Below are 21,687 nucleotides of genomic sequence, written 5' to 3'. Positions count from 1 at the left end.
TTCTGGAGCATGCCAGAGATTTCGTCCATGCCAGCTTCCATGGTCTGGGCAAGAGCAATACCGTCAGAGGCGTTGCGGTTGCCTTGGTTGAGTCCATTAATCTGGGAGGTTAAACGATCGGCGATCTGGAGGCCTGCAGCGTCGTCTTTAGCGCTATTGATACGCATACCACTTGATAATCTTTGGTATGTAGTAGTGAGCTGGTTCTGGACATTGCCTAAGTAGCGCTGGCCCTGCAGAGCGCTGTAATTTGTGTTTACATATACGGCCATGACCTATCTCCTTAATCTAATTATGCTCGATACCACAATCAAACAGGTGATAGAGGCCTGTTTTGCAAGAGCATGTATGTGATCTGAGGTACTTCGTAGCGAAGAGACCTCCAAGATCTCAAGCTATCGCGAGAAAGAACTCATTTCTCTACTTATGTTTACGGCCATCATCAATATTAATTAACAGCCCTATTCAAAACTATTTTAAAGACACCAATTTTTACGAAAGCAATACGGATTTCGCCTTAACCCCATGAAATACAAAAGGCCCTGAAACCTTGCAGAATCAGGGCCTTTTTGAGAATTCAAAAGAAATCTTAAACTATGCTATTAGCCAAGTAAGCTCAGGCCAAGCTGAGGACGGGTGTTAGCCTGCATCAGCATGGAAGCAGCTGCCTGCTGGATAATGGACTGCTGAGATAAGTTAGCAGACTCTTCGGCAAAGTCAGCATCACGAATACGGCTACGAGCATCAGCTTCGTTAGCAGCAACATTAGATTGATTGCGAATAGAGGATTCAAGGCGGTTCATATAAGCACCTACCTCGGCACGACGTGAGTCGACCTCAGCAATCACAAAATCAATAGCAGCAAGAGCATTACGAGCATCGTCATGAGTAGCAATTTTTACTGTCATGGCATCAGCTCTATTATCTTGACCTTGCTGAATATCAAAAGCACCAGCAGAAATATCAGCGATACTTTGTTTCCTACCGTTATAGTCAACTTGAGTACCGTTAACAATTTCTGGAACAAAGAAGCTCTTAATAGTAGCTACAATTACATCACCGCTATTAGCGCCTACCTGTAATCTCATAATACCAGGATCGAAGTTCTTACCATTGGCTACACTTTCATAAATGTCATCATTATTTTTCATGTGGCCTTCAAGAATCTTCTTGCCAGCAAAAGTGGTGTCAGTAGCAATGGCTGCAGCGTTTAAGAGCGTAGTACCAATTTCAGTTTCTAAAGCTTTTAGATCTGATGCGGTATTGGTGCCATTTGCTGCTTGTACTAATAAAGTACGAGCACGTTGTAAACTGCCTGTAATTTCCTCTACTGCGCCATCAATTGTCTGTAAGAGCGCAATACCATCATTAGCGTTGCGATTGCCTTGATTAAGTCCATTGATTTGGGAGGTAAGGCGATCGGAAATTTGTAAACCAGCAGCATCGTCCTTTGCAGAATTAATGCGCATACCTGAGGAGAGGCGCTTGTAGGTTGTAGTAAGTTGATTCTGGACATTATCCAGAGAGCGGCGACCATTTAAGGAGCTGACATTTGTATTTACATATACTGCCATTTCTAACCCCTCTATTCATGAACTAGCTAGCCATTAATAAGCATGTAATCGAGTAATCAACACAGTGATAGCAAGTTCAGAATAAGCCGTGAGGACTTAGCCTGCCGAACATAAACAACGACTGAACGAACTTGACTCATATATCTTAATATATCGGCTGCAGCTAGGCTAATTAAAATTGGACGTAAACTCAAATGTCTTTAAAGCAACTACAGTGCTTAATAAAACCATAATGCGGCTTAATCGTTAAATTGGATATCGAGCTTAAGGATAAAAAAAGCCCCGCATCTGTTAACAGATCGGGGCTTTTTTTAATTTATTGACGAGTCTAGATTACTTCTTATCGTCGTCAGCATTCTTACCGCTAGGAGTGTTGAATGGCCAAGTGCCGGCCTTTTCTTCACTCATAGGAGCTGCCTCTTCAGCCTTTGACTCGGTGCTGCTCTCAGCTTGCTTCTCGCTATTATCTGCAGATTCACTCTTATTTGAGTCAGTGCTTTGAGCTGATGCAGCATTATCTTGCTTAGGCTGCTCAGAAGAAGACTCAGTTGAATCACTCTTAGAATCTGAGCTTGACTCAGACTTTGACTCTTCAGTTGATGCGCTCTTTTCGTTCTTAGCATCGCCGTTAGAGCCATTAGAGTCAGATGACTTCTTGTCATATACGCCAGTCTCAGATGGAGCACGGCATGGACGACGATTCATTAAGTCATCAATTTGAGCTGCATCAATGGTCTCATACTTGAGCAGAGCATCCTTCATAGCCTCGAGAATATCGCGATTCTCGGTAAGCATGGTCTTAGCTCTGTCATAGCAGAAGTTGATGATTGCAGTAACTTCCTCATCAATGATGAGAGTAGTCTTGTCAGATACTGGCATAGTGGAAACATGACCACCACCTAAGTACTGAGACTGATCTTGGTCTTGGTCAAACTGCATTGGTGGCAATCTCTTAGAGAAGCCCCAACGGGTCACCATGCGACGAGCAATATCAGTTGCTCTCTCAATATCATTAGATGCACCAGTAGTTACGGCATCCTCGCCAAAAGCGATTTCCTCTGCTAAACGACCAGCAAACAGTGCTGAAATTCTAGATAACAGATACTGCTTAGACTGGCTATAGCGATCTTGCTCAGGCAAGTATGAAGTAACACCTAAAGCACGACCACGAGGAATAATGGATACCTTATAAACTGGGTCATGATCTGGAACTAAGCGACCAACGATAGCATGGCCTGCCTCGTGGTATGCAGTGTTAGCCTTTTCATGATCATTCATGATTAAGCTACGACGCTCAGCACCCATTAAGAGCTTATCCTTAGCCTGCTCAAACTCACGCATACCAACAGTACGCAGATTTGCACGAGCTGCAGATAAAGCTGCTTCGTTAACTAAGTTAGCAAGCTCAGCACCAGAGAAGCCTGGAGTACCACGAGCAAGTAAAGCAGCATCAACGTCAGAGTTTAAAGGTACCTTCTTCATGTGTACCTTTAAGATCTGCTCACGGCCACGAACATCAGGCAGACCAACAGTTACTTGACGGTCAAAACGGCCTGGACGTAATAACGCTGGATCTAATACATCAGGACGGTTGGTTGCTGCAATTACGATTACAGCCTCGAAGCCTTCAAAGCCGTCCATTTCAACGAGTAACTGGTTTAAGGTCTGCTCACGCTCATCGTGACCACCGCCTAAACCAACACCTCTTTTACGACCTACAGCGTCAATTTCGTCGATGAATACGATACAAGGAGCATTCTTCTTGGCCTGTGCGAACATGTCACGGACACGGGATGCACCCACACCAACGAACATTTCTACGAAGTCAGAACCAGAAATAGAGAAGAATGGTACTTTTGCCTCACCAGCAATAGCACGGGCAAGTAAGGTCTTACCAGTACCTGGAGGGCCAACCATCAGAACACCACGAGGAATACGGCCACCTAACTTCTGATACTTAGATGGGTCACGTAAGAAGTCGACTAACTCGACAACATCTTCCTTGGCCTCGTCGCAACCAGCAACGTCACCAAAAGTGGTCTTAACCTGGCTTTCACTTAAGAGCTTAGCCTTGCTCTTACCAAATGACAGCGGATTGCCCTTTGAGCCACCTTGCATCTGGCGCATGAAGAAGATCCACACACCGATTAAGAGCAACATTGGCATCCAAGAAACCAGAATTGAGGTCAGTAAACCTGGCTCCTCAGGACGTGTACCTGAAGTACGTACGTTATGGCTTAACAGAGAATCCAAGATAGCACTGTCATGAATAGGCATTACGGTAGTGAACTGCTCACCGTTACGCTTTAAGCCGTTGATTACAGATCCGTCAAACACAACTTCCTGAACTTGGTCGTTCTGTACAGACGAAATAAAGCTAGTGTAATCAATGGTACGACCATTGTTATCTGAGCTGTTGAATGACTCGAACAGCGACATCAGAATTATCGCAATCACAAGCCACAGGATTAAGTTCTTTGCCATTACTTCCTCATTAAGTTCCCGAAAGAAACTACAGCACCTGCTGCAATGTCTGGAAACATACAATAAATCGGCATCAAGACTAAAAACGCAAGCTCACTAAAGCTAGGCTTTTAAAGTCTTGTTTGGCGGTTTCCCACCTGATAATCATCATGCGCACACTTCATCACAAGCTTATTTCGTGTGAATCTTTATGCCCACAGACGATCGAAAAATCTGTACTAGGCCTCTTGAGAGGCTAATTATAACTTTGTCTTAACTATGACAGAGCTTATCTAGTTTAAGAGTTTGATTATATTCACCAAGGCTTTGCTTAAACTTAGCACTGCCTATGAGTTGGTGCTATCCATTTCAGGTGCTACACCTGAAAGCTCATGGCCCTTAAAGCCAGTTGCAACCATGTAAACCTCACTTGAACGATCACGTGAAGCCTCTGGCTTACGTACACGCACGCTAGTGAAGTCTTTTTTCAGCTCGGCTAAGAACTCTTGAGAGCCTGAGCCTGTGAATACTTTCACTACAAAGCTACCGCCCTCTTTTAAAACGCGGCGAGCCATGTCTAAAGCAAGCTCGGTTAACAGCATGGCACGTGGTTGATCGATGGCCTTGTTGCCTGACATGTTTGGAGCCATGTCAGATAAAACCACATCAGCACCACCGCCAATCATGCCGTAGAGCTTGGTAAATACAGCGTCTTCTCTGAAGTCACCTTGTAAAAAATCTACGTTGCGGATCGGACGCATTGGCAGAATGTCACATGCGACAATACGGCCACTTTCACCGACACACTTAATTGCATACTCAGACCAACCACCTGGAGCGGCACCGAGATCTACAACGATGTTTCCAGGGCGGATCAGACGATCTTTCTTTTGCAGCTCTTCAAGCTTGAAAGTCGCACGTGAACGCAGTCCGCGCTTATGGGCCTCTTTAACGAAAGGATCGTCAAAGTGCTCCTTAAGCCATCTGGTGGAACTTGCGCTTCTTTTACGTACAGGCATATCTGATTTCCCAAGACAATTAACTAACTACACATAGCTCATAGTATGTGTGCAAGAATACGATTATACATTAGCAAGCCGCTGTTTTTTCACGAAAAGGGCTATAACTCGGGATAATCTTAAGCATCTTGGCTATTGACTAATAGCTAAGATAATCGCTTTATTCGCTTTAAGTATGCACATGACTTTGTACCATAGGATCCCAGATAGCGGTGAAAAAGCGAGAAACAAAAGCAAAAAATATGAGTAAGCTCATAGCAATCGAATTTGTCTCACTTTTAGCGATTGCTCACAAGCAATTACTCGCACTATCTTAGACTCTCAAATATGCATCTATGCATGCTTAAAATGCATAAATCATAACCCTTATTGCCCAAGCGCTAAGACAAGAGAATTTATCAAGCACTAGGCACTTAAATTAGATGCTACGCATTCACAATAACCTGTCATAACCTAGCTTTAGGATATAGACTCTGTTTAGCTGTTTGTAGATGGCATACACAAGGCTTTTGCTAAGAAAGATCTTTTAATGTGTAGCGGATCTGATAGAATGTGAGCCGGTCAGACCTTTTGTCTGGCTAATCGATCAGACCTAATGTCTGAGATCACTAGGAATAATACACATATGGCATTAAACACAAAGCAGCGCCAGTTCTTAAAGGCACAGGCTCATGCTTTAAATCCAGTTGTTATGCTCGGTTCTGATGGACTTTCTGAGAATGTCATCAAAGAGATTGACAGCTCAATCGAGCATCACGAGTTGATTAAGGTCAAGCTCAATGCCGGTGAAGGCCGCAAAGAACAGGCTCAGCAAGCTGCTGATGCTGTTCAGGCAGAACTTGTTAATGTAGTTGGCCGCGTTGCTATTCTGTTCCGTCAGAACAAAGAAAGCCGCTTCATTCTGCCTCGCTAAGCATACAGGCAATTAAAGCTTCAAAAAGCCCGATACAGCTAAGCTGTTCGGGCTTTGCTTTTTCTTAGACCTGCAAAATCCTAGCAATCCTCTCGATCACAAGCTCACCTCATGATCTTTTTACAGATCGCGATCTTTTTCTTTTTCTTCACAAGGCCTTACGCAGCTTCACCCTTTTGGTGACAGTGCGTGGCTAGATTTGTTTGGTTTGGCTTTGCTTTGCTTTGCTTTATTTGGCTTTACTGTGTTTGGCTTTGTTTGGCTTTGTTTTGTAGTGGCCAAAATAACAAAGGCCGCTGTAGCGCTTTGTACGCTACAACGGCCTAGGATGAGGCGCTTGCCTAGCAGTATTTTGTTAGGCTTGCGCTTAGATTGATGATGGCCACTTAGGCAATATATTCAACCTTTAAGATCTCGTAAGTAACGGTGCCCTTAGGGATCTTAATAGCAACCTCGTCCTCTTCTACCTTGCCAAGTAAGCCCTTAGCGATAGGAGTCTTGTAGGACATGAGGTTGTTCTCGATAGATGCCTCGTCCTCGCCTACGATCTTGTAGGTGATTTCTTCTTCAGTATCAACATCAAGCACAGTTACGGTTGAGCCAAACACAACCTTTAATGGGCCATTATGAGCAAGCTTAGTCACATCGATGATGTTAGCTGAAGCAAGCTTAGCTTCAATGTCCTTGATACGGGCTTCGCATAAGCCTTGCTCTTCTTTAGCTGCATCGTACTCAGCGTTTTCGCTCAGATCGCCGTGGCTACGAGCCTCTGCAATGGCTGCGGTAATGCGTGGACGCTCCTGAGTCTTCAGGCGCTCTAATTCATCACGTAAAAGTTGCTCACCGCGAGCAGTCATCGGAGTCTGTTCCATAATTTCCTCAAAAGTTCAATCTCCAAGTATGCATGTTTAAGCTAGTCATTAAGTAATGCACTAGATCGCTGATATGCAAAGAGTTGGAGATCAAAGATCACTAACGCTGCTTATCCTAAAAGCGGATCACTGCCTAAAAGCTCGATAGCTAGATCGTAGCTAAGTCATTTACAATGAGGCCGTGAAACTCAGAACTTGAGGACAGTTCGAGACGAAAGTGATTTTGTAAAAAACAAAAAACGTCTAGAGCGCTATGCACCAGACGTCTTGCATATGAATTCTGTAATAAAGCAGTAGCTAAAACCACCACTACAGTGTGTGCTGCTACGGCTAAAAGAGTTTAGCAATTATAGCACGCGCTCGCTCGCTTTGTTGTTTAGTCCAAAAAGTAGCTTAACTAAGTGCACAGCAGAATTGCAAAACAACTGTTACATGGCCTTTTTAGGTCGTGCTTAATGGTTGCTCTGATGTGTACTTTGAGTTTGTTGGTGCTATTGCTTTGATGCAAGTATGTATGAAAAAAGCCTCATGGCATTGCTGCCGTGAAGCTTTAATGTTTGACAGTTGCATGCCCTAACTAAATGCTCATTAGTCAGAGCACGCTATGGAGTCTGTATATAGCCTTAGGCTATATAGTTGAGTCTTATATGACTCTACTTAGAGTTCTTGCCGCCACCTAAGTTTTTAAAGAATGATTTCATGTTATCCATGAAGTCTTCACTCTTTGGTCTGTGGCCTGACTCTGTAGAGCTCTTACCCTCTTTTTTATCCTTACTGTCCTTTGATTCACCTTCAAGTGACTGCTCTAACTTATGCAGCAGATCCTTTTGGTAATCGTTGAGGTTTACTGGGGTCTCAACTACAACAGTGCAGTACAGGTGACCGCGTGGACGGTTAGAGTAAGTTGCCTTAATACCCTTACCAGCAAGTCTGAAGGTAGTACCAGTCTGAGTGCCTGGTTCAACAGTGATAGCAAGCTTTCCATCTAAGGTTGGGACAGTTACCTTGCCGCCTAAAGCTGCAGTAGTGAAGCTAATTGGTACTTCACAGTAGAGGTTATCACCGTCACGCTTGAAGAGCTTGTGCTCTGCAACCTGGATTACAGCAAGCAGATCGCCGTTTGGACCGCCATGCTGACCTGACTCACCAGCACCTGATACAACTACATGCTGACCAGTGTCTAAGCCGCCAGGAATATTAATCTTGACGGTGTGAGGCATCTTGATACGGCCTTCACCATGACAGCGCTTACATGGGTCAGTTACTACATAACCCTCACCCTTACAGTGCTCACAGGTACGCTGAATAGCAAATGGGCCTTGCTGTGAAACTGTTACGCCAGAACCGTGGCAGTATGGACATGCCTTTCTGCTCTTAGGATCCTTAGTACCCTCACCATTACAGTCTGGGCAAGTAGTAAGAGTTTCAATCTTGATCTCTTTAGTAAGACCTTGAACAGCCTCTTCTAAGGTTAAGTTAACTACGATACGTAAATCGCGACCACGAGATCTTACAGGGCCAGATTGACGACGTTGACGCTGACCGCCCATGCCGCCAAAACCACCCTCGCCGAAAATGCTCGAGAAGATGTCAGCAAACTCAGGACCAGCACCGCCAAATCCACCGAAACCACCAAAGCCGCCATCATCAGCACGAGAGCCGTCTACAGCAGAGAAGCCACCTGCATCATAGGCCTGACGCTTAGCTGGATCAGAAAGAACTTGATATGCCTCATTGATCTCACGGAACTTCTCACCCGCATCAGCTTCTTTATTACGGTCTGGGTGATACTTCATTGCGAGGCGTTTGAATGAGCGCTTAATCTCATCATCAGTTGCGCCTTTCTTGACGCCTAACACCTCATAATAATCACGTTTTGTTGCCATGCTTATCTCGAAAGAATCAGTATGTGTTGCTCTTTAGTTGTAGCTTTAGGCATGTAGCTTAAAGCCTTTTCGCTGCACTGCAATCACTGCACTACTACATATTGCAAAAACTAAAGTGTGAATAACTTGTCATGCTTTAGCACTCTGTTGCCAAGACACAATGCCTGCAAAGCACTAAAGCAAGACCTAAACAGCTTTTAGTCAAAAATAAGTAAGCTTGTCGCTCAAATTAAGTTGCGTATCTTACCATCTTTTCTAGCTAAACAGGCCCAACCCCCTTGCGGTGGTTGAGCCATCTTGCTGTTTGCTATGACTAGCTACTTACTAGCTAGCCATACGCTTAGATTGTTTAGAGGGGACAATTATTTCTTGTCGTCCTTAACCTCTTCGAACTCAGCGTCTACAACATTGTCATCCTGTGATGAACCCTGGTTAGCCTGAGCACCCTGATCAGCCTGCTGATATGCACCAGCACCAGCGCTCTGAGCACCGGCAGCTTGCTGAGCACGAGCTAAGATAGCCTGGAGTGACTCTAAGACGCGCTTCTCAGCTGCCTCAATGTCGTCCTTGTTATCGCCACGAACTGCAAGCTCAAGGGCGTTGATGTTACGCTCAACCTCAGCCTTGTCCTCGCCCTGTACGTTCTTGTCGTTTAACTCCTTACGTACAGTGTGGATGGTGTTGTCAGCGCGGTTACGTGCAGAAGCTAACTCTTCAAACTTCTTGTCTTCCTCAGAGTGCTGCTCTGCCTCGCGTACCATACGCTCGATATCATCCTCAGACAGACCTGAAGAGGACTGAATGGTGATCTTCTGCTCTTTACCAGTCTTCTTATCCTTAGCAGATACGTGGATAAGACCATCAGCATCGATGTCGAAGCTTACTTCAATCTGTGGCATGCCACGTGGAGCAGGCTCGATACCCTCTAAGTTGAACTGGCCTAAAGACTTGTTGTCAGAGGCACGCTTACGCTCACCCTGGAGAACGTGAATGGTTACAGCTGACTGATTGTCCTCAGCAGTTGAGTAAACCTGTGACTTCTTAGCTGGGATGGTGGTGTTCTTAGGAATCATGGTGGTCATTACGCCGCCTAAGGTCTCGATACCTAAGGACAGTGGGGTAACGTCCAGTAAGAGCACGTCGTTCTTAGCACCTGAGAGCACGCCACCCTGAATTGCAGCACCCATAGCAACAGCTTCGTCAGGGTTTACGTCCTTACGAGGCTCCTTGCCGAAGAAGTCAGAAACTAACTTCTGAACCATTGGCATACGGGTCTGACCGCCAACTAAGATAACGTCGCTGATCTCAGAAACGCTTAAGCCAGCATCGTTTAAAGCAATCTTAACAGGCTCTAAGGTCTTGTTAACCAGATCCTCAACTAAAGCTTCTAACTTAGCACGAGTGATCTTGATGTTCATGTGCTTAGGACCAGATGCGTCTGCGGTGATGTATGGCAGGTTAACATCGGTCTGCTGTGAAGAAGACAGCTCGCACTTAGCCTTTTCAGCAGCTTCCTTTAAACGCTGCAGAGCTAACTGATCTTTACGTAAATCTACGTTCTGCTGATTCTTGAACTCTTCAACGAGGTAGTTGATGATGCGGTTATCGAAGTCTTCACCACCTAAGTGAGTATCACCGTTGGTTGCTAATACCTCGAAGGTCTTCTCACCGTCGATCTCGTCGATATCAATAATGGAGATATCGAAAGTACCACCACCTAAGTCGTAAACAGCAATCTTCTGCTCGCCCTTAGCCTTGTCCTCACCGTAAGCAATAGCAGCTGCGGTAGGCTCGTTGATGATACGCTTAACCTCTAAACCTGCAATACGGCCAGCATCCTTAGTAGCCTGACGCTGTGAGTCGTTGAAGTATGCAGGGCAGGTAATAACGGCCTCAGTAACTGGCTCACCTAAGATGTCCTCTGCAGTCTTCTTCATCTTCTTTAAGACTTCTGCAGAAATCTGAGGAGGAGCAAGCTTCTTGTCGTTGACGCTTACCCAAGCATCACCGTTGTCGGCCTTAACAATCTTGAAAGGCATGATGGAGATGTCGCGCTGAACCTCACCATCATCGTAACGACGACCGATTAAACGCTTAATAGCGAATAAGGTCTTCTCTGGATTGGTAACGGCCTGACGCTTAGCAGCATCACCCACTAAGATCTCGCCATCATCAGCATAAGCAACGATCGAAGGAGTAGTACGACGACCCTCGGAGTTCTCTAAAACGCGAACCTTGTCGCCATCAAGAACAGAAACGCAAGAGTTAGTAGTACCTAAGTCAATACCAATAATCTTTCCCATTTGATTTATCTCCGCTGTCAAAGCTGTAAAGAACCAAGGAGCTTTCAGAAAGTCTTACATCTCTTTGCTCTCTTAAAAACTCTAGCACTGGTCTTGCCGTACATCGTTTCAGTGGATGTCACGGTCATATCTTATGCAGAGCCTCTTTTAGCAAGCTGTAAGTCGTTGCCATAACTGACGAGGCTCACAGTGCATTTGGTTCTTGAAATTCTTTTCTTATCTGTTATTACAAGTGGGGTCAGTACATTTTGTTTTCAAGTACTGATCACAAAATTTTTTAAATTTTCTTTTGCACTTATTTACAAACCCCATAAACAAGGCATTTTAATCAGTAAAACTTTTGTAACTTAACTAGCATTTACATATTCCGCTGTTAACGTTCTTTTAAAGAAGAATGTCTTGAGTAAATGTTTTAAAGCTAAGTGTTAGCTTACTGATTCAAGCTGAGCATTATGAACAACCTTGTTCTTATCTGCTCTGTTAGATTATTTGGGGATGGGTGATCTTATTTTCAAGTGCTAAATAAAGAAAAAACCCTACAACCTGTATCTTACGAAAGATACGAAGTTGTAGGGTTTAGCTCATTACTTTGTAATGAAGCTTTTTAGTTATTAGTTGCCCTTAGCAACGATAACCATAGCAGGGCGAACCACACGACCATTTAAGGTAAAGCCCTTTTGCATGGTGTTTAATACGTGGTTGTTTGGAACATCAGTAGATGGAACCATGGACACAGCTTGGTGGAAGTTTGGATCAAATGGATTGCCAGTAGGATCAACCTGCTCTACGCCAAAAGATGACATTTCCTTTAAGAACAGAGTTAAGGTGTTCTCAATGCCATCAATGGTAGCCTTGGTAGCCTCATTGTTACGATCAGAGAACTCTAAAGCCTTCTCAAGAGCATCGTATACAGGCATTAAAGAACGAACAAACTTCTCTAAAGCGTACTTACGCTCACGATCAACGTCCTGCTCAGCTCTCTTACGTACGTTGTCAGCCTCAGCTACAGCACGCAGCATCTTGTCGTGCTCAGAGGCAAGAGCCATAGTTAGCTCGTGAACCTGATTGCTAAGAGCAGAGTTTTCGCCCTGGAGCTTAGCTACTTCAGCAGCAAGCTCCTCTGGAGTTGCATCAGTAATCTCTGCTTGCTGAACTTCTGCATCATTTGCTGCAGTTACGTTTTGATCCTCAGGAGCACCATTGGCATTGAAAGCTGCGCCTTGCTGTGGCTGTGCGTCCTGTGCCATTGCTGCATTATTAGCATAAGCCTGTGCAGCCATACGGGCAGCGATTTCATCACGGTCAGTGCTATTAGCCTTTAAAGTGTTGAGCGCATCCTGAACAGTCTGCTTTTCGTTATCTTGCATCTGCATATCCTGAAAAATGAAAAACCATAAACATACAGCGTCTAGGCTTAAAATAGTATCTATCTAGCTAAGAGCGCTTTGAACTAAACTGAACATTCTAATGAATGTTCAATGGCGCTTAGTTAACCCAATCACTAGAGCCTAGAGTGTATCTTACTTTTTCCTCAGCAACTTACTATTAAGACCGCTGAGGAAAAAGCAAGGCACTAACGCTGTCTAAGACAAAAGCAATCGCATAATGTTCTAAAAGTCTGCCCCTGTCAATTGACAAAAGTGACCCTGACGCTATCAAAAAGATTCTTAAGATAGATAAAACCATGCTGCTTCTTGCACTGAATATTAGTGCACTTGATTACATATGGGGGCTATTAAAGTATCTTTCAAGTGGCTATGGCAAATTTTTTCGTGCTTTTGATACAATGTGTGAACTTTTGCGTAGCTAAAGAGTCTGATTCAAGGAGATATCTAAGCATTCCCTAAGTGAAGTTAGGCTATAATCAAGCCTAACAACTGATCACACTCTTAATGAGCTGCCAGATCGATTACCCGCAGTCAACAGCTGCATACACAATAGCTGCCTGCAGTTATGGCATATGCCTAGAGGATGATTGTCCTTTACATGACTGCTGCTGTTAATAGAGCTTTGAGCCAATCAGCATGAGATTAAACAAGATTTTACTCATTGGTGCACTCACCGCCACTTTAGCCACCTTAACTAACGGTTGTGCCTATCGTTACGATTTAGACCAAGGCAACTTCGTTGAACAAGAAGCAGTCAACAAGCTACGTCAAGGCATGACTGACGATCAGGTACGCTTTATTCTTGGCACTCCAATGCTCACCGATCCTTTAGATAACAGCCGTTGGTACTACACTCAGCTGCATCGTCAGGGTTGGAATGATCCAGAGATTAAGACCTTAATCGCTATTTTCCAAGGTCGTACCTTAGTAGATATCCATGGCGACTTTGAAAAACCAGCAGAGTTCAACTCTGGCGTAAATAGCGTACAGAAGATCTCCTCTGAGGACATGGTAATTGCGCCAGCCAATTCACAGTAGTATTTTCAATGCCTAAAAGCTAAGCATTACTACCGTAGATTAATTCTAAAAGTGCCTGCGTTAACGCGGGCATTTTTGTATGCTCACCATACTAACTAATCAAGCTATTACGCTCGCTTCAATCTGACGCTAAAAGTGGTATCTTTAGTCTGTTAGATGGATAACTCAGAGGGACGTTTCGATGAGATATGCAAAAATAACTCTTGCATCATGTGCATTACTCACCGCTAGCATGCTATTAAATGGCTGCTCTATCCGTGATGAAACCTCTGAGGAGATCATGGTTGAAGAACAAGGCGAAGAGATCGTTTTAAAAAAGCCTCGTACTAAGACTGAGTTCTTCATCCAAAAGTGTATCGAATGTGCGGCTGGCGATCTGACTTATCTTTATGAGATCGTTGAAACTTATAACAGCACCTTCACTAATACTACTGACTATCCGCACGGTGCATTTCTTTACCAAAGAATGAAGCCAACCCAAGCCTTTGAAAGCTGTGCTTTAAAAGCCTTGATTGAAGGCAACCGTATGCCTTACGACAACATCATCGTAAGGCCAAATAAGATCGCCCGTGTGGCTCGTTACTTCTACGCTTACAATCAGCCAACTCAAGGTGCATATTGGCTACAGCGTATCGTTAACATTCGTGGTGAGGTCAATGGCCTTGAAGTTGCTGGACGAGTCTTCATTCAAGACCCTCGTACTATCGGTATTGGCGTGCAACTCTTAGAGCAATCAGCCCGTCTTGGTAATCGTGCTGCAGGACAGATGCTCACTGGACTTATGACACCAGGATCACCGTATTACCAACAGCTGACAACAAATACTGCAAAGGACACTAATAGCTCTGCCTCTGCTCCTAATGCAGAAAAGGAACAAAAAGCTGACGACATCTCTGATATTAAGAATAATCTTGAAGCACTCATCAACGAACGCAAGAAGCAACGTGCCGCTAACGCCAAAGAAGCTAGCAATCTTATCTTGAGTAACCCACAAACAAGATCAGTAAACCAAGATCAAAACGCGCAACCACAAAGCAGCTCTGTCATCAATATCTTTGATACTGACAAGAGCCCTGCAAAGAAAGCTAAAGATAATACGGCTACAAAGTCTAAAGACTTTTCAGGTGCAACCATTACTAATGAATCTCAAGATGTAACTAATGCATCCAAAGAAAAAAGCTTACAGACCAAGAATAAAGCTGCAATTAGCAACAGCGCCCGCCAAGAACTCAATGGTTCATCAAGTGTGAGCGTTTCAACAGAGAATACAGCACCAACAGATGCTTCTGAGGCACAAGATAAGAACATGCCAGATGCAACTGGAAAGAACATGCCTGAGGCTAATGCATCTCAAGGTTACGCAATGCCAAATGTTCCATCTGAGGCTGTCACTGAGGATATTCTTAAGAGCAACGAAGCTGAGCTAAACATTCCATTAGAGTTCTATGAGAAAGCACCAAAGAATAACTCATCTGCTGATAGCAAAGGATCTCAAGCTATCACTCCAAAAGCAGATAAAGATATCAAAGAGGCCCATCAGCGACTGATTGAGCGTCATGAAGAGCGCCTTAAGCAAGCCAAAGAAAAAGCCGAAGCAGCAGCTGCAGCCATATCTAATCAGCAAGATAGCAACTAATGCTTCACTATCTCGCCTTCAATGAGCAGCACCACCCTCGTGCCACTATCTAGAGGCGAGATACATATTTATGTATTCTTAGCGCTTTAATAAGCCACCTCCATAAGCTCTTTATACTTAGCCACAGCCTCAAACGTCTAGGCGCATGCAATAGCTCTCTTTGCATTTACGCAAGGCTATAAGAAGCAGTCTGTTATCTAGCATTAAGCTCTACGAGAGCTGCCCATAAAACTATTTTTGCCCAAAACTCTACTATTTTGTCTTAATGTACTTGCAGATCTTGTCTTAATACTTGTTTGGATCTAAAGCGTGATGTACAACTGTATTTGTATACAGTGCTAAGCGGAATTGCGATGAGCTGGCGTACAATGTTAGGTCGGCCTCAATTTGTAATATCGAGGCGATTTTCGGCAAAACATGAGTGTATTTTTGTTGTCTAGATCAGTTGATCTAACTTAACAAGAACTTAATTTTTACCGCATATACTATGGCTTTTTAGAGCCAACGACACCCACTCAACTTAAAAAGTTAAGTTCCATTTTGCTAAAGCAAATCACTACAATCCTTTACACATACAACTTTTCAAAAGTTTAGTTGTAAACGATTCATCATTAGAAAAGTGATGCAACTTTAGATTGTGGCTCATGGTGTCTTATTTTTTTCATGTCTACAGGGATTGGTCATGTCAGAAGAAACTCAACTTGATTTGGTACCGAAGGAGCTATCTTGGTTATCCTTTAATGGCCGTGTGCTTCAAGAGGCTGCCGACCAATCTGTGCCACTCATTGAAAAGATTCGCTTCTTAGGTATCTACGCTAATAACCAAGACGAATACTTCAAGGTTCGTGTAGCTAACCTCAAGCGCCAGATCATCATTAACAAAGAGAATGGTTCTGGTCGTGAGAGTACTAAGCTGCTCAAGAGCGTACAGACTGTAGTTGGCTCCTATCAAAAAGAAGTTAACCGCATTTACCGTACTCTGGTTCAAGAGCTTGCCGACAACAAGATCTACTTAAGAGATGAGACTGAAGTTACCGAAAGCCAAAAGAGTTGGATTCGTAGCTACTTCCGTCGTCACGTGCTCAAGCACATCAATCCAATCATCTTCAATGAGCACATTGATCTAGTTAAGTTCATGCGCGATCAGTACACCTACCTGCTCGTACGCATGACTGGCAAAGATCATTCCTATGCCTTAATTGAGATTCCATCTGATGTAGTTCCTCGCTTTATCAGTATGCCTACTCAAGAAGGCGAAACTACCTTAATGTTCCTTGATAACGTAATTCGTATCTGCCTTGACGACATCTTCAAGAGCTTCTTTGATTACGATACCATCGAGGCCTACTCCATTAAGATGAACCGTGACTCCGAGTACGACCTGCTCTCTAATGTAGACATGTCCGTACTTGAGAACATGTCTAACTCCTTAAAGCAGCGTTTAAGCGCCATGCCAGTACGCTTTGCTTATGACAGAGCAATGCCTCCTGAGATGGTGTCTTTCATGACCGATGAGCTCCATCTGTCTGACATCGACTCTTGCATGGCTGGTAACCGTTACCATAACTTTAAGGACTTCTTATCCTTCCCAAGTGTGGGTCACTCTGAGGAGTTTGAATATCCATCATTAGCGCCAGTACGCTCAACTCAGTTTGACAGCTACATCAATGCTTTTGATGCTATTTCTGCAGGCGATATCCTGCTTTACTACCCATACTACTCATTTGAATACTTCACTGAGTTCTTACGTCAGGCTTCCTACGATCCAAAGGTTACCGCTATTCGTATCAACATCTACCGTGTTGCTCGCAATAGCCGCGTAATCGACTCACTTATCGATGCTGCTAATAACGGTAAGCGCGTCACCGTAGTGGTTGAGCTTAAGGCTCGCTTTGATGAGGCTAACAACATTAAGTGGGCATCTCACTTAACTGACGCTGGCGTTAAGGTTCTCTTCGGTCTGCCAACCTTAAAGATTCACTCTAAGCTGTGCTTAGTCACCCGTAAGGAAAATGGTAGAACCGTTCACTATGCTCACATTGGTACTGGTAACTTTAACGAGAAGACTGCCAAGATCTACACTGACTTTGCTCTGTTTACTCGTGATGATGCCCAGACTCGTGAGGTATTAAACGTCTTTGACTTTATTGAGTACCCATATACTCGTCCACGATTTGATAAGCTCTTAGTTTCTCCAATCAACGCTCGTCAACGCATTTACGCCATGATCGATCGTGAGATTGAGAATGCAAGCATGGGTCTGCCATCCTATATCAACCTCAAGGTTAATAACTTAGTTGATGACGGCCTGATTGCTCGTCTTTACAAGGCATCTCAGGCAGGCGTTAAGATCCGCGCTATCATCCGAGGAATGTGCTCACTGCGTCCAGGCATTGAGGGCTTATCTGAGAACATCTACATCACTTCTGTAGTTGACCGTTTCTTAGAGCACCCACGTGTCATGATCTTCTGCAACAACAATGATGAAGAGCTCTATATCTCATCAGCAGACTGGATGACCCGTAACCTCGATCACCGTATCGAGGTTGGTACCCCAGTATTAGATCCTGTACTGCGTGAACGCATCCGTACAATCTTCAAGATTCAAGAGAGCGATAATCAGAAGGCTCGTATTATCGATGCAGATCAGAAGAATGAGTACGTACCTTACACTCCTAATGCTCCAAAGATTCGCTCCCAAATCGAGATTCACAAGTACCTTGAGAATGTGGAGTTGAAGCTTACTGAAGCTTTAAAAGAGAAGCGCTCTAGCGATGCCATGAACGCTCAGTCAACTCAAAGCAAGTCTAGCTCCGCTCAAGCACAAAGCAGCGATGCATCAAAGAGCAAGTCAAGCAAGGCCGACAAGTCTGAAAAATCAGATAAGTCAGAAAAGACAGAGAAGGCTGACAAGGCAGAGAAGGCAGACAAGTCTGACTCCAAGAGCTCCAAAAGCGATGTAAAGCAGGATAAGTCCGATAAGACTGATGCCAAGTCCTCCAAGTCTGACAAATCAGACAAGAGTGACTCCAAAGGCAAAGCGTCAGGCAAAGGCAAAAACTCCTAAGCCATAAGCAACACAAATTAACGATTGATTACCCCTCAAATGCCCTGTCCTAAAAAGACCGGGCATTTTTTATACCCCGCATTCCACCAATCACACTCCTTCCTGTCCTTTAGAGCTTTAATGATGGGCGCTTTGACTTACTTGCTGCTTTAGCAGGCTTTTTGCTATTGAAAGTTGCATCTTTGTAGTCGAGCAAGATCGCAGTTGCCTCATGAGCGTTTTTATTGCTTGCATGCTCAATAAACTTATCGAGGCTTCTTTTGCTTTTGACTAAGCCATGTCTGAGCGCGGAGGCTAAAAACTTTATATTGCCGCGATCAATGGCGATCTCGAGAAGATCAGCGCGGTCAGCTGCCTTGATCTCGATATAGCTTAATAGATCGCTAAGAGCGCTCTCATCTGTTTTAAGAATAGAAAGCAACATTCCTAGATTGATCCTTAAACTACCTCCCTCTTCTTGCTGTGCTTTAGCTAAGGTCACGATGCTCTTTGGGTCGATCTCAATTGCTTGAAAGAGGAGCTCTTTTAGGTCTTTAGCATATTGCCCATAGCGAGAAGCGCTAAAGATGGTGCTAAGTGATGCGCCTTTACCTTTTAGGTATGTAGCAATCTTGCTCTCTCCTGAGAGTAAGGCATAAATGTACATACGATCTACTGGCTCCACATAGGCATGTGAGCTTGTAAATTCTCGGATAATGCCTCGGTTAAATAAAAGTTCAATGCACTCTATGCGTTCTTCTTCACTCAAAGGTGTATAGCCTCGGATTTCAGCATTATCTGCTATGTACAAATGAGTGTTGATGGCAATATCAAACCTAAGTGAGCTGACAACCCAAAGATAATTAAGGCCTGCAATAAACTCTTGCAAAGGGCTATGGAGGAATTTATTTTTGGGTGCTTTACAAAAGTTGTGGTTTTCTAACAAGCATCTTACCTTTTGTACGCCACCATAACGGCACGCCAAAGCTAAGGCCTGACCTCCCGAGTAGCGATTTTGAACCCAAACATCCTCAAAAAGACCATGAAAGTCAAAGTTAGTTGCAAGTGCACTTTGAACATCCTCTAGGCTGCCTCTTAAGATCGCCTCATAAAGATATACTGAAGAGCTAAAACCTTTTTTAGGCAGCATCATAGGCATGCTACTAGAATCCCATATCTGCTCATAAAAGTCTTTAACAATCTTAAGGCTAGGGTTCTTCGCCGCGAGTGGGTATATATAAACCTCATCTAAAAGCAAACGTTTGATGCAATCTCTCTTATGCCATTGATCATACAGCTCAGGTTCAAAAAGGTAACCCATAGCTGCGCTGCTCGCGAATTTGTCATTATCCATAAGCTCTTCTTGAAGCATAGGAAAACAACAAATCAAATTATCTATCTTGAGTTGCCGTTTCTCATTCGAGCTTCTTGAAAAGTACAACTCAAGGTTAGGGGCATACAAGATCACCAGTTGGCTTGGTAGTAAGCACAGCTGCTCTAAAATTTTGTCTCTTAAAAACGTCTCTAAGCTAATTACTTTAAACTTAGCATAGTGCTTGGCTAATGCAATATTAGGGTTGATTGTGGTTAACTGCCTAGGCAGCACCACCTCATCGACATTTTTAGACGGTACACTTAATAAGCAGCTTAAGTCTTCACTATAGAGTAAGCCATCGACATCTCTATAGATAGGGTTGCCTTGATGAACTGAATAGCGCTCGAGATTTGGCAGTCTGAGACCATCAAATAAGCCATAGGTATCTAAGCTATTTGTATTAGATTCGAATAATACCGCAATGTGGCTAGGGATATAGTTATCGATATCAGACTTTATATAGATATTCGTAATAGTCTGAGTCTCATTATTGAAAATGAAGTAATTATCGTCCTTGTTTGCCTTTTCAAATCCTAAAAAGCTCTGCGGCAGATAGATAGATTTAATAGCTGCTGCATTCGAAAAAGTGCAATCTCTAGAAATGAACTTAACGCCCTCAGGGATCACAAGATCTTCATCATTGCCCAAACATGCAAGCAGTCGCCCATCTTCAATCTCAAAATCCATCTGCAACCTACACAATTTGCTCTATCACGCCAAATAACACTATTTGCTGCACAATGATCGCCAATAGTCAAAATCTCGCTTACTAAAGATCTAGGTTTTAAAGCCTAGACTGTAAAGTTTTGCGCCTCTTCAATAAGCTCAAGCTCTCGGTAATCATTAGCTGTAATGACATTAGCAAAGTCTAGGATCGTGCTTGTCACACTCTTACATTGTAAGCTGCTAGCAACATTTGTGTCTATCGGCATCACTACATTGGACAGCGCGAGCACTAAGGTTGTAATTTCGTAAAGCTCAAGCTGCTTAAACTTCTTGATTAAAGACTCACCTAAGCGCTCTTGTAAGATGTCAGTTTTGCAGTTAAAGAGGCCCAATACTTCTCAAAAACCTGATAAGTATGCCATTTAGGCAGCTACTAGTATCTACGTGAATGTGGATAAACTAATCGGCTATGCCCTACTTTGCTACCCTCTATGATCTGGCATCTTCTTAAATCTGTTTTGCAGTTGAAAGGACCCAATACAGCCTCAGAAGCTGATAAGTATGGCATTTAATGAGCTACTTGTTTCTACGTGAATGTGGATAAACTAATCTGGCTATGCCCTACTTTGCTGTCGCCTATGGTCCCTAGCTGCAGTTAAAATCTGTTTTGCAGTTAAAGAGGCCCAATACTGCTCAAAAGCCTGATAAGTACGCCGTTTCTGGAGCTACTTGTTTCTACGTGAATGTGGATAAACTAATCTGGCTATGCCCTACTTTGCTGTCGCCTATGGTCCCTAGCTGCAGTTAAAATCTGTTTTGCAGTTAAAGAGGCCCAATACTGCTCAAAAGCCTGATAAGTACGCCGTTTCTGGAGCTACTTGTTTCTACGTGAATGTGGATAAACTAATCGGCTATGCCCTACTTTGCTACCCTCTATGATCTGGCATCTTCTAAAATCTGTTTTGCAGTTAAAGAGGCCAAATACTGCTCAAAAACCAGATAAGAATGGCGTTTGATAAGCTACTGATTTCTACGTGAATGTGGATAAACTAATCGGCTATGCCCTACTTTGCTACCCTCTATGATCTGGCATCTTCTAAAATCTGTTTTGCAGTTAAAGAGGCCAAATACTGCTCAAAAACCAGATAAGAATGGCGTTTGATAAGCTACTGATTTCTACGTGAATGTGGATAAACTAATCGGCTATGCCCTACTTTGCTGTCGCCTATGGGCCATAGCTGCAGTTAAAATCTGTTTTGCAGTTAAAGAGGCCCAATACTGCTGCAAAACCTGATAAGAATGGCGTTTGATGAGCTACTTAATTCTACGTGAATGTGGATAAACAAATTGGTTGTTGGGTAATTACACAGCATTGCTATCAGACATAATGGTGATCTGGCTGTGCAAGCGATTATCGTCTATGGTTGAGTGAGACAGATGGGATACATTAAGCTATTATATCTATCCTGATCGTATCAACTGCTAAGGCTTTCTGTGCATGGTTAGCT

At 43.6% G+C, this 21,687-nt stretch carries 13 protein-coding genes and 1 pseudogene; 4 read left to right on the top strand and 10 right to left on the bottom strand.

From position 1 onward, the window contains the following. From H524_RS0107155 to rlmE, 4 genes are all read right to left on the bottom strand, one after another. Positions 1–272 (bottom strand): flagellin N-terminal helical domain-containing protein (locus H524_RS0107155; protein ID WP_027939728.1); only part of this gene is annotated, 272 nt, incomplete at its 3' end. A 330-nt stretch (positions 273–602) separates the two neighbouring features. Continuing rightward, positions 603–1,574, bottom strand: coding sequence for a flagellin N-terminal helical domain-containing protein (locus H524_RS0107150; RefSeq protein WP_027939727.1), 972 nt, complete (start codon positions 1,572–1,574; stop codon positions 603–605). A gap of 333 nt (positions 1,575–1,907) precedes the next feature. Further along, the gene (gene ftsH / locus H524_RS14795; protein WP_084281701.1) at positions 1,908–4,058 is read right to left on the bottom strand and encodes an ATP-dependent zinc metalloprotease FtsH; all 2,151 of its coding nucleotides are present in this window, start codon (positions 4,056–4,058) and stop codon (positions 1,908–1,910) included. Between the two features lie 326 nt (positions 4,059–4,384). Beyond that, on the bottom strand, positions 4,385–5,056 hold the full coding sequence (rlmE, locus tag H524_RS0107140) for a 23S rRNA (uridine(2552)-2'-O)-methyltransferase RlmE (RefSeq protein WP_027939726.1): 672 nt from the start codon (positions 5,054–5,056) through the stop codon (positions 4,385–4,387). A gap of 625 nt (positions 5,057–5,681) precedes the next feature. Between rlmE and yhbY the strand changes: the two genes are divergently transcribed. Then, a complete protein-coding gene (yhbY, locus tag H524_RS0107135; protein ID WP_027939725.1) occupies positions 5,682–5,969 on the top strand; it encodes a ribosome assembly RNA-binding protein YhbY in 288 nt (95 codons plus the stop codon). 386 nt (positions 5,970–6,355) lie between these two features. On the opposite strand, the gene greA is transcribed toward yhbY, so the two are convergent. The 4 genes from greA to grpE form a co-directional block, all read right to left on the bottom strand. Further along, a complete protein-coding gene (gene greA / locus H524_RS0107130) occupies positions 6,356–6,841 on the bottom strand; it encodes a transcription elongation factor GreA (RefSeq protein ID WP_027939724.1) in 486 nt (161 codons plus the stop codon). A 653-nt stretch (positions 6,842–7,494) separates the two neighbouring features. After that, the gene (dnaJ, locus tag H524_RS0107125) at positions 7,495–8,727 is read right to left on the bottom strand and encodes a molecular chaperone DnaJ (protein WP_027939723.1); all 1,233 of its coding nucleotides are present in this window, start codon (positions 8,725–8,727) and stop codon (positions 7,495–7,497) included. A gap of 362 nt (positions 8,728–9,089) precedes the next feature. Then, the gene (gene dnaK / locus H524_RS0107120) at positions 9,090–11,030 is read right to left on the bottom strand and encodes a molecular chaperone DnaK (RefSeq protein ID WP_027939722.1); all 1,941 of its coding nucleotides are present in this window, start codon (positions 11,028–11,030) and stop codon (positions 9,090–9,092) included. A 611-nt stretch (positions 11,031–11,641) separates the two neighbouring features. Further along, entirely contained in the window at positions 11,642–12,397 is a 756-nt protein-coding gene (gene grpE, locus H524_RS0107115; RefSeq protein WP_052338972.1) for a nucleotide exchange factor GrpE, read from the bottom strand. A gap of 657 nt (positions 12,398–13,054) precedes the next feature. On the opposite strand from grpE, the gene H524_RS14790 reads away from it, so the two are divergent. The 3 genes and pseudogenes from H524_RS14790 to ppk1 all read left to right on the top strand — a co-directional run. Beyond that, positions 13,055–13,456 carry an outer membrane protein assembly factor BamE gene (locus tag H524_RS14790; RefSeq protein WP_044121717.1) on the top strand — a complete coding sequence of 134 codons (402 nt, stop codon included), beginning with the start codon at positions 13,055–13,057 and terminating at the stop codon, positions 13,454–13,456. A 181-nt stretch (positions 13,457–13,637) separates the two neighbouring features. Continuing rightward, positions 13,638–15,092: a hypothetical protein gene (locus tag H524_RS0107105; protein ID WP_027939720.1), complete on the top strand. Its 1,455-nt coding sequence runs from the start codon at positions 13,638–13,640 to the stop codon at positions 15,090–15,092. A 682-nt stretch (positions 15,093–15,774) separates the two neighbouring features. Further along, positions 15,775–17,826, top strand: a pseudogene (gene ppk1 / locus H524_RS14785) (polyphosphate kinase 1); the annotation flags it as partial. Between the two features lie 442 nt (positions 17,827–18,268). Here ppk1 and H524_RS0107095 read toward each other — a convergent pair. Continuing rightward, complete coding sequence (locus H524_RS0107095) at positions 18,269–20,200, bottom strand: hypothetical protein (protein WP_027939719.1); 1,932 nt, start codon at positions 20,198–20,200, stop codon at positions 18,269–18,271. 104 nt (positions 20,201–20,304) lie between these two features. Further along, positions 20,305–20,571, bottom strand: coding sequence for a hypothetical protein (locus tag H524_RS0107090; RefSeq protein ID WP_027939718.1), 267 nt, complete (start codon positions 20,569–20,571; stop codon positions 20,305–20,307). Positions 20,572–21,687: the final 1,116 nt, after the last annotated feature.

This window comes from Anaerobiospirillum succiniciproducens DSM 6400 (assembly GCF_000482845.1).
In the GTDB taxonomy this organism is placed as follows: Bacteria; Pseudomonadota; Gammaproteobacteria; order Enterobacterales; family Succinivibrionaceae; genus Anaerobiospirillum; species Anaerobiospirillum succiniciproducens.
This window is presented reverse-complemented; position numbering and strand designations above follow the sequence as displayed.

Coding starts and splice junctions, on each gene's coding strand:
- H524_RS0107150 (WP_027939727.1), bottom strand. CDS start 1,574: ATGGCAGTATATGTAAATACAAATGTCAGCTCCTTAAATGGTCGCCGC.
- ftsH (WP_084281701.1), bottom strand. CDS start 4,058: ATGGCAAAGAACTTAATCCTGTGGCTTGTGATTGCGATAATTCTGATG.
- rlmE (WP_027939726.1), bottom strand. CDS start 5,056: ATGCCTGTACGTAAAAGAAGCGCAAGTTCCACCAGATGGCTTAAGGAG.
- yhbY (WP_027939725.1), top strand. CDS start 5,682: ATGGCATTAAACACAAAGCAGCGCCAGTTCTTAAAGGCACAGGCTCAT.
- greA (WP_027939724.1), bottom strand. CDS start 6,841: ATGGAACAGACTCCGATGACTGCTCGCGGTGAGCAACTTTTACGTGAT.
- dnaJ (WP_027939723.1), bottom strand. CDS start 8,727: ATGGCAACAAAACGTGATTATTATGAGGTGTTAGGCGTCAAGAAAGGC.
- dnaK (WP_027939722.1), bottom strand. CDS start 11,030: ATGGGAAAGATTATTGGTATTGACTTAGGTACTACTAACTCTTGCGTT.
- grpE (WP_052338972.1), bottom strand. CDS start 12,397: ATGCAAGATAACGAAAAGCAGACTGTTCAGGATGCGCTCAACACTTTA.
- H524_RS14790 (WP_044121717.1), top strand. CDS start 13,055: ATGAGATTAAACAAGATTTTACTCATTGGTGCACTCACCGCCACTTTA.
- H524_RS0107105 (WP_027939720.1), top strand. CDS start 13,638: ATGAGATATGCAAAAATAACTCTTGCATCATGTGCATTACTCACCGCT.
- H524_RS0107095 (WP_027939719.1), bottom strand. CDS start 20,200: ATGGATTTTGAGATTGAAGATGGGCGACTGCTTGCATGTTTGGGCAAT.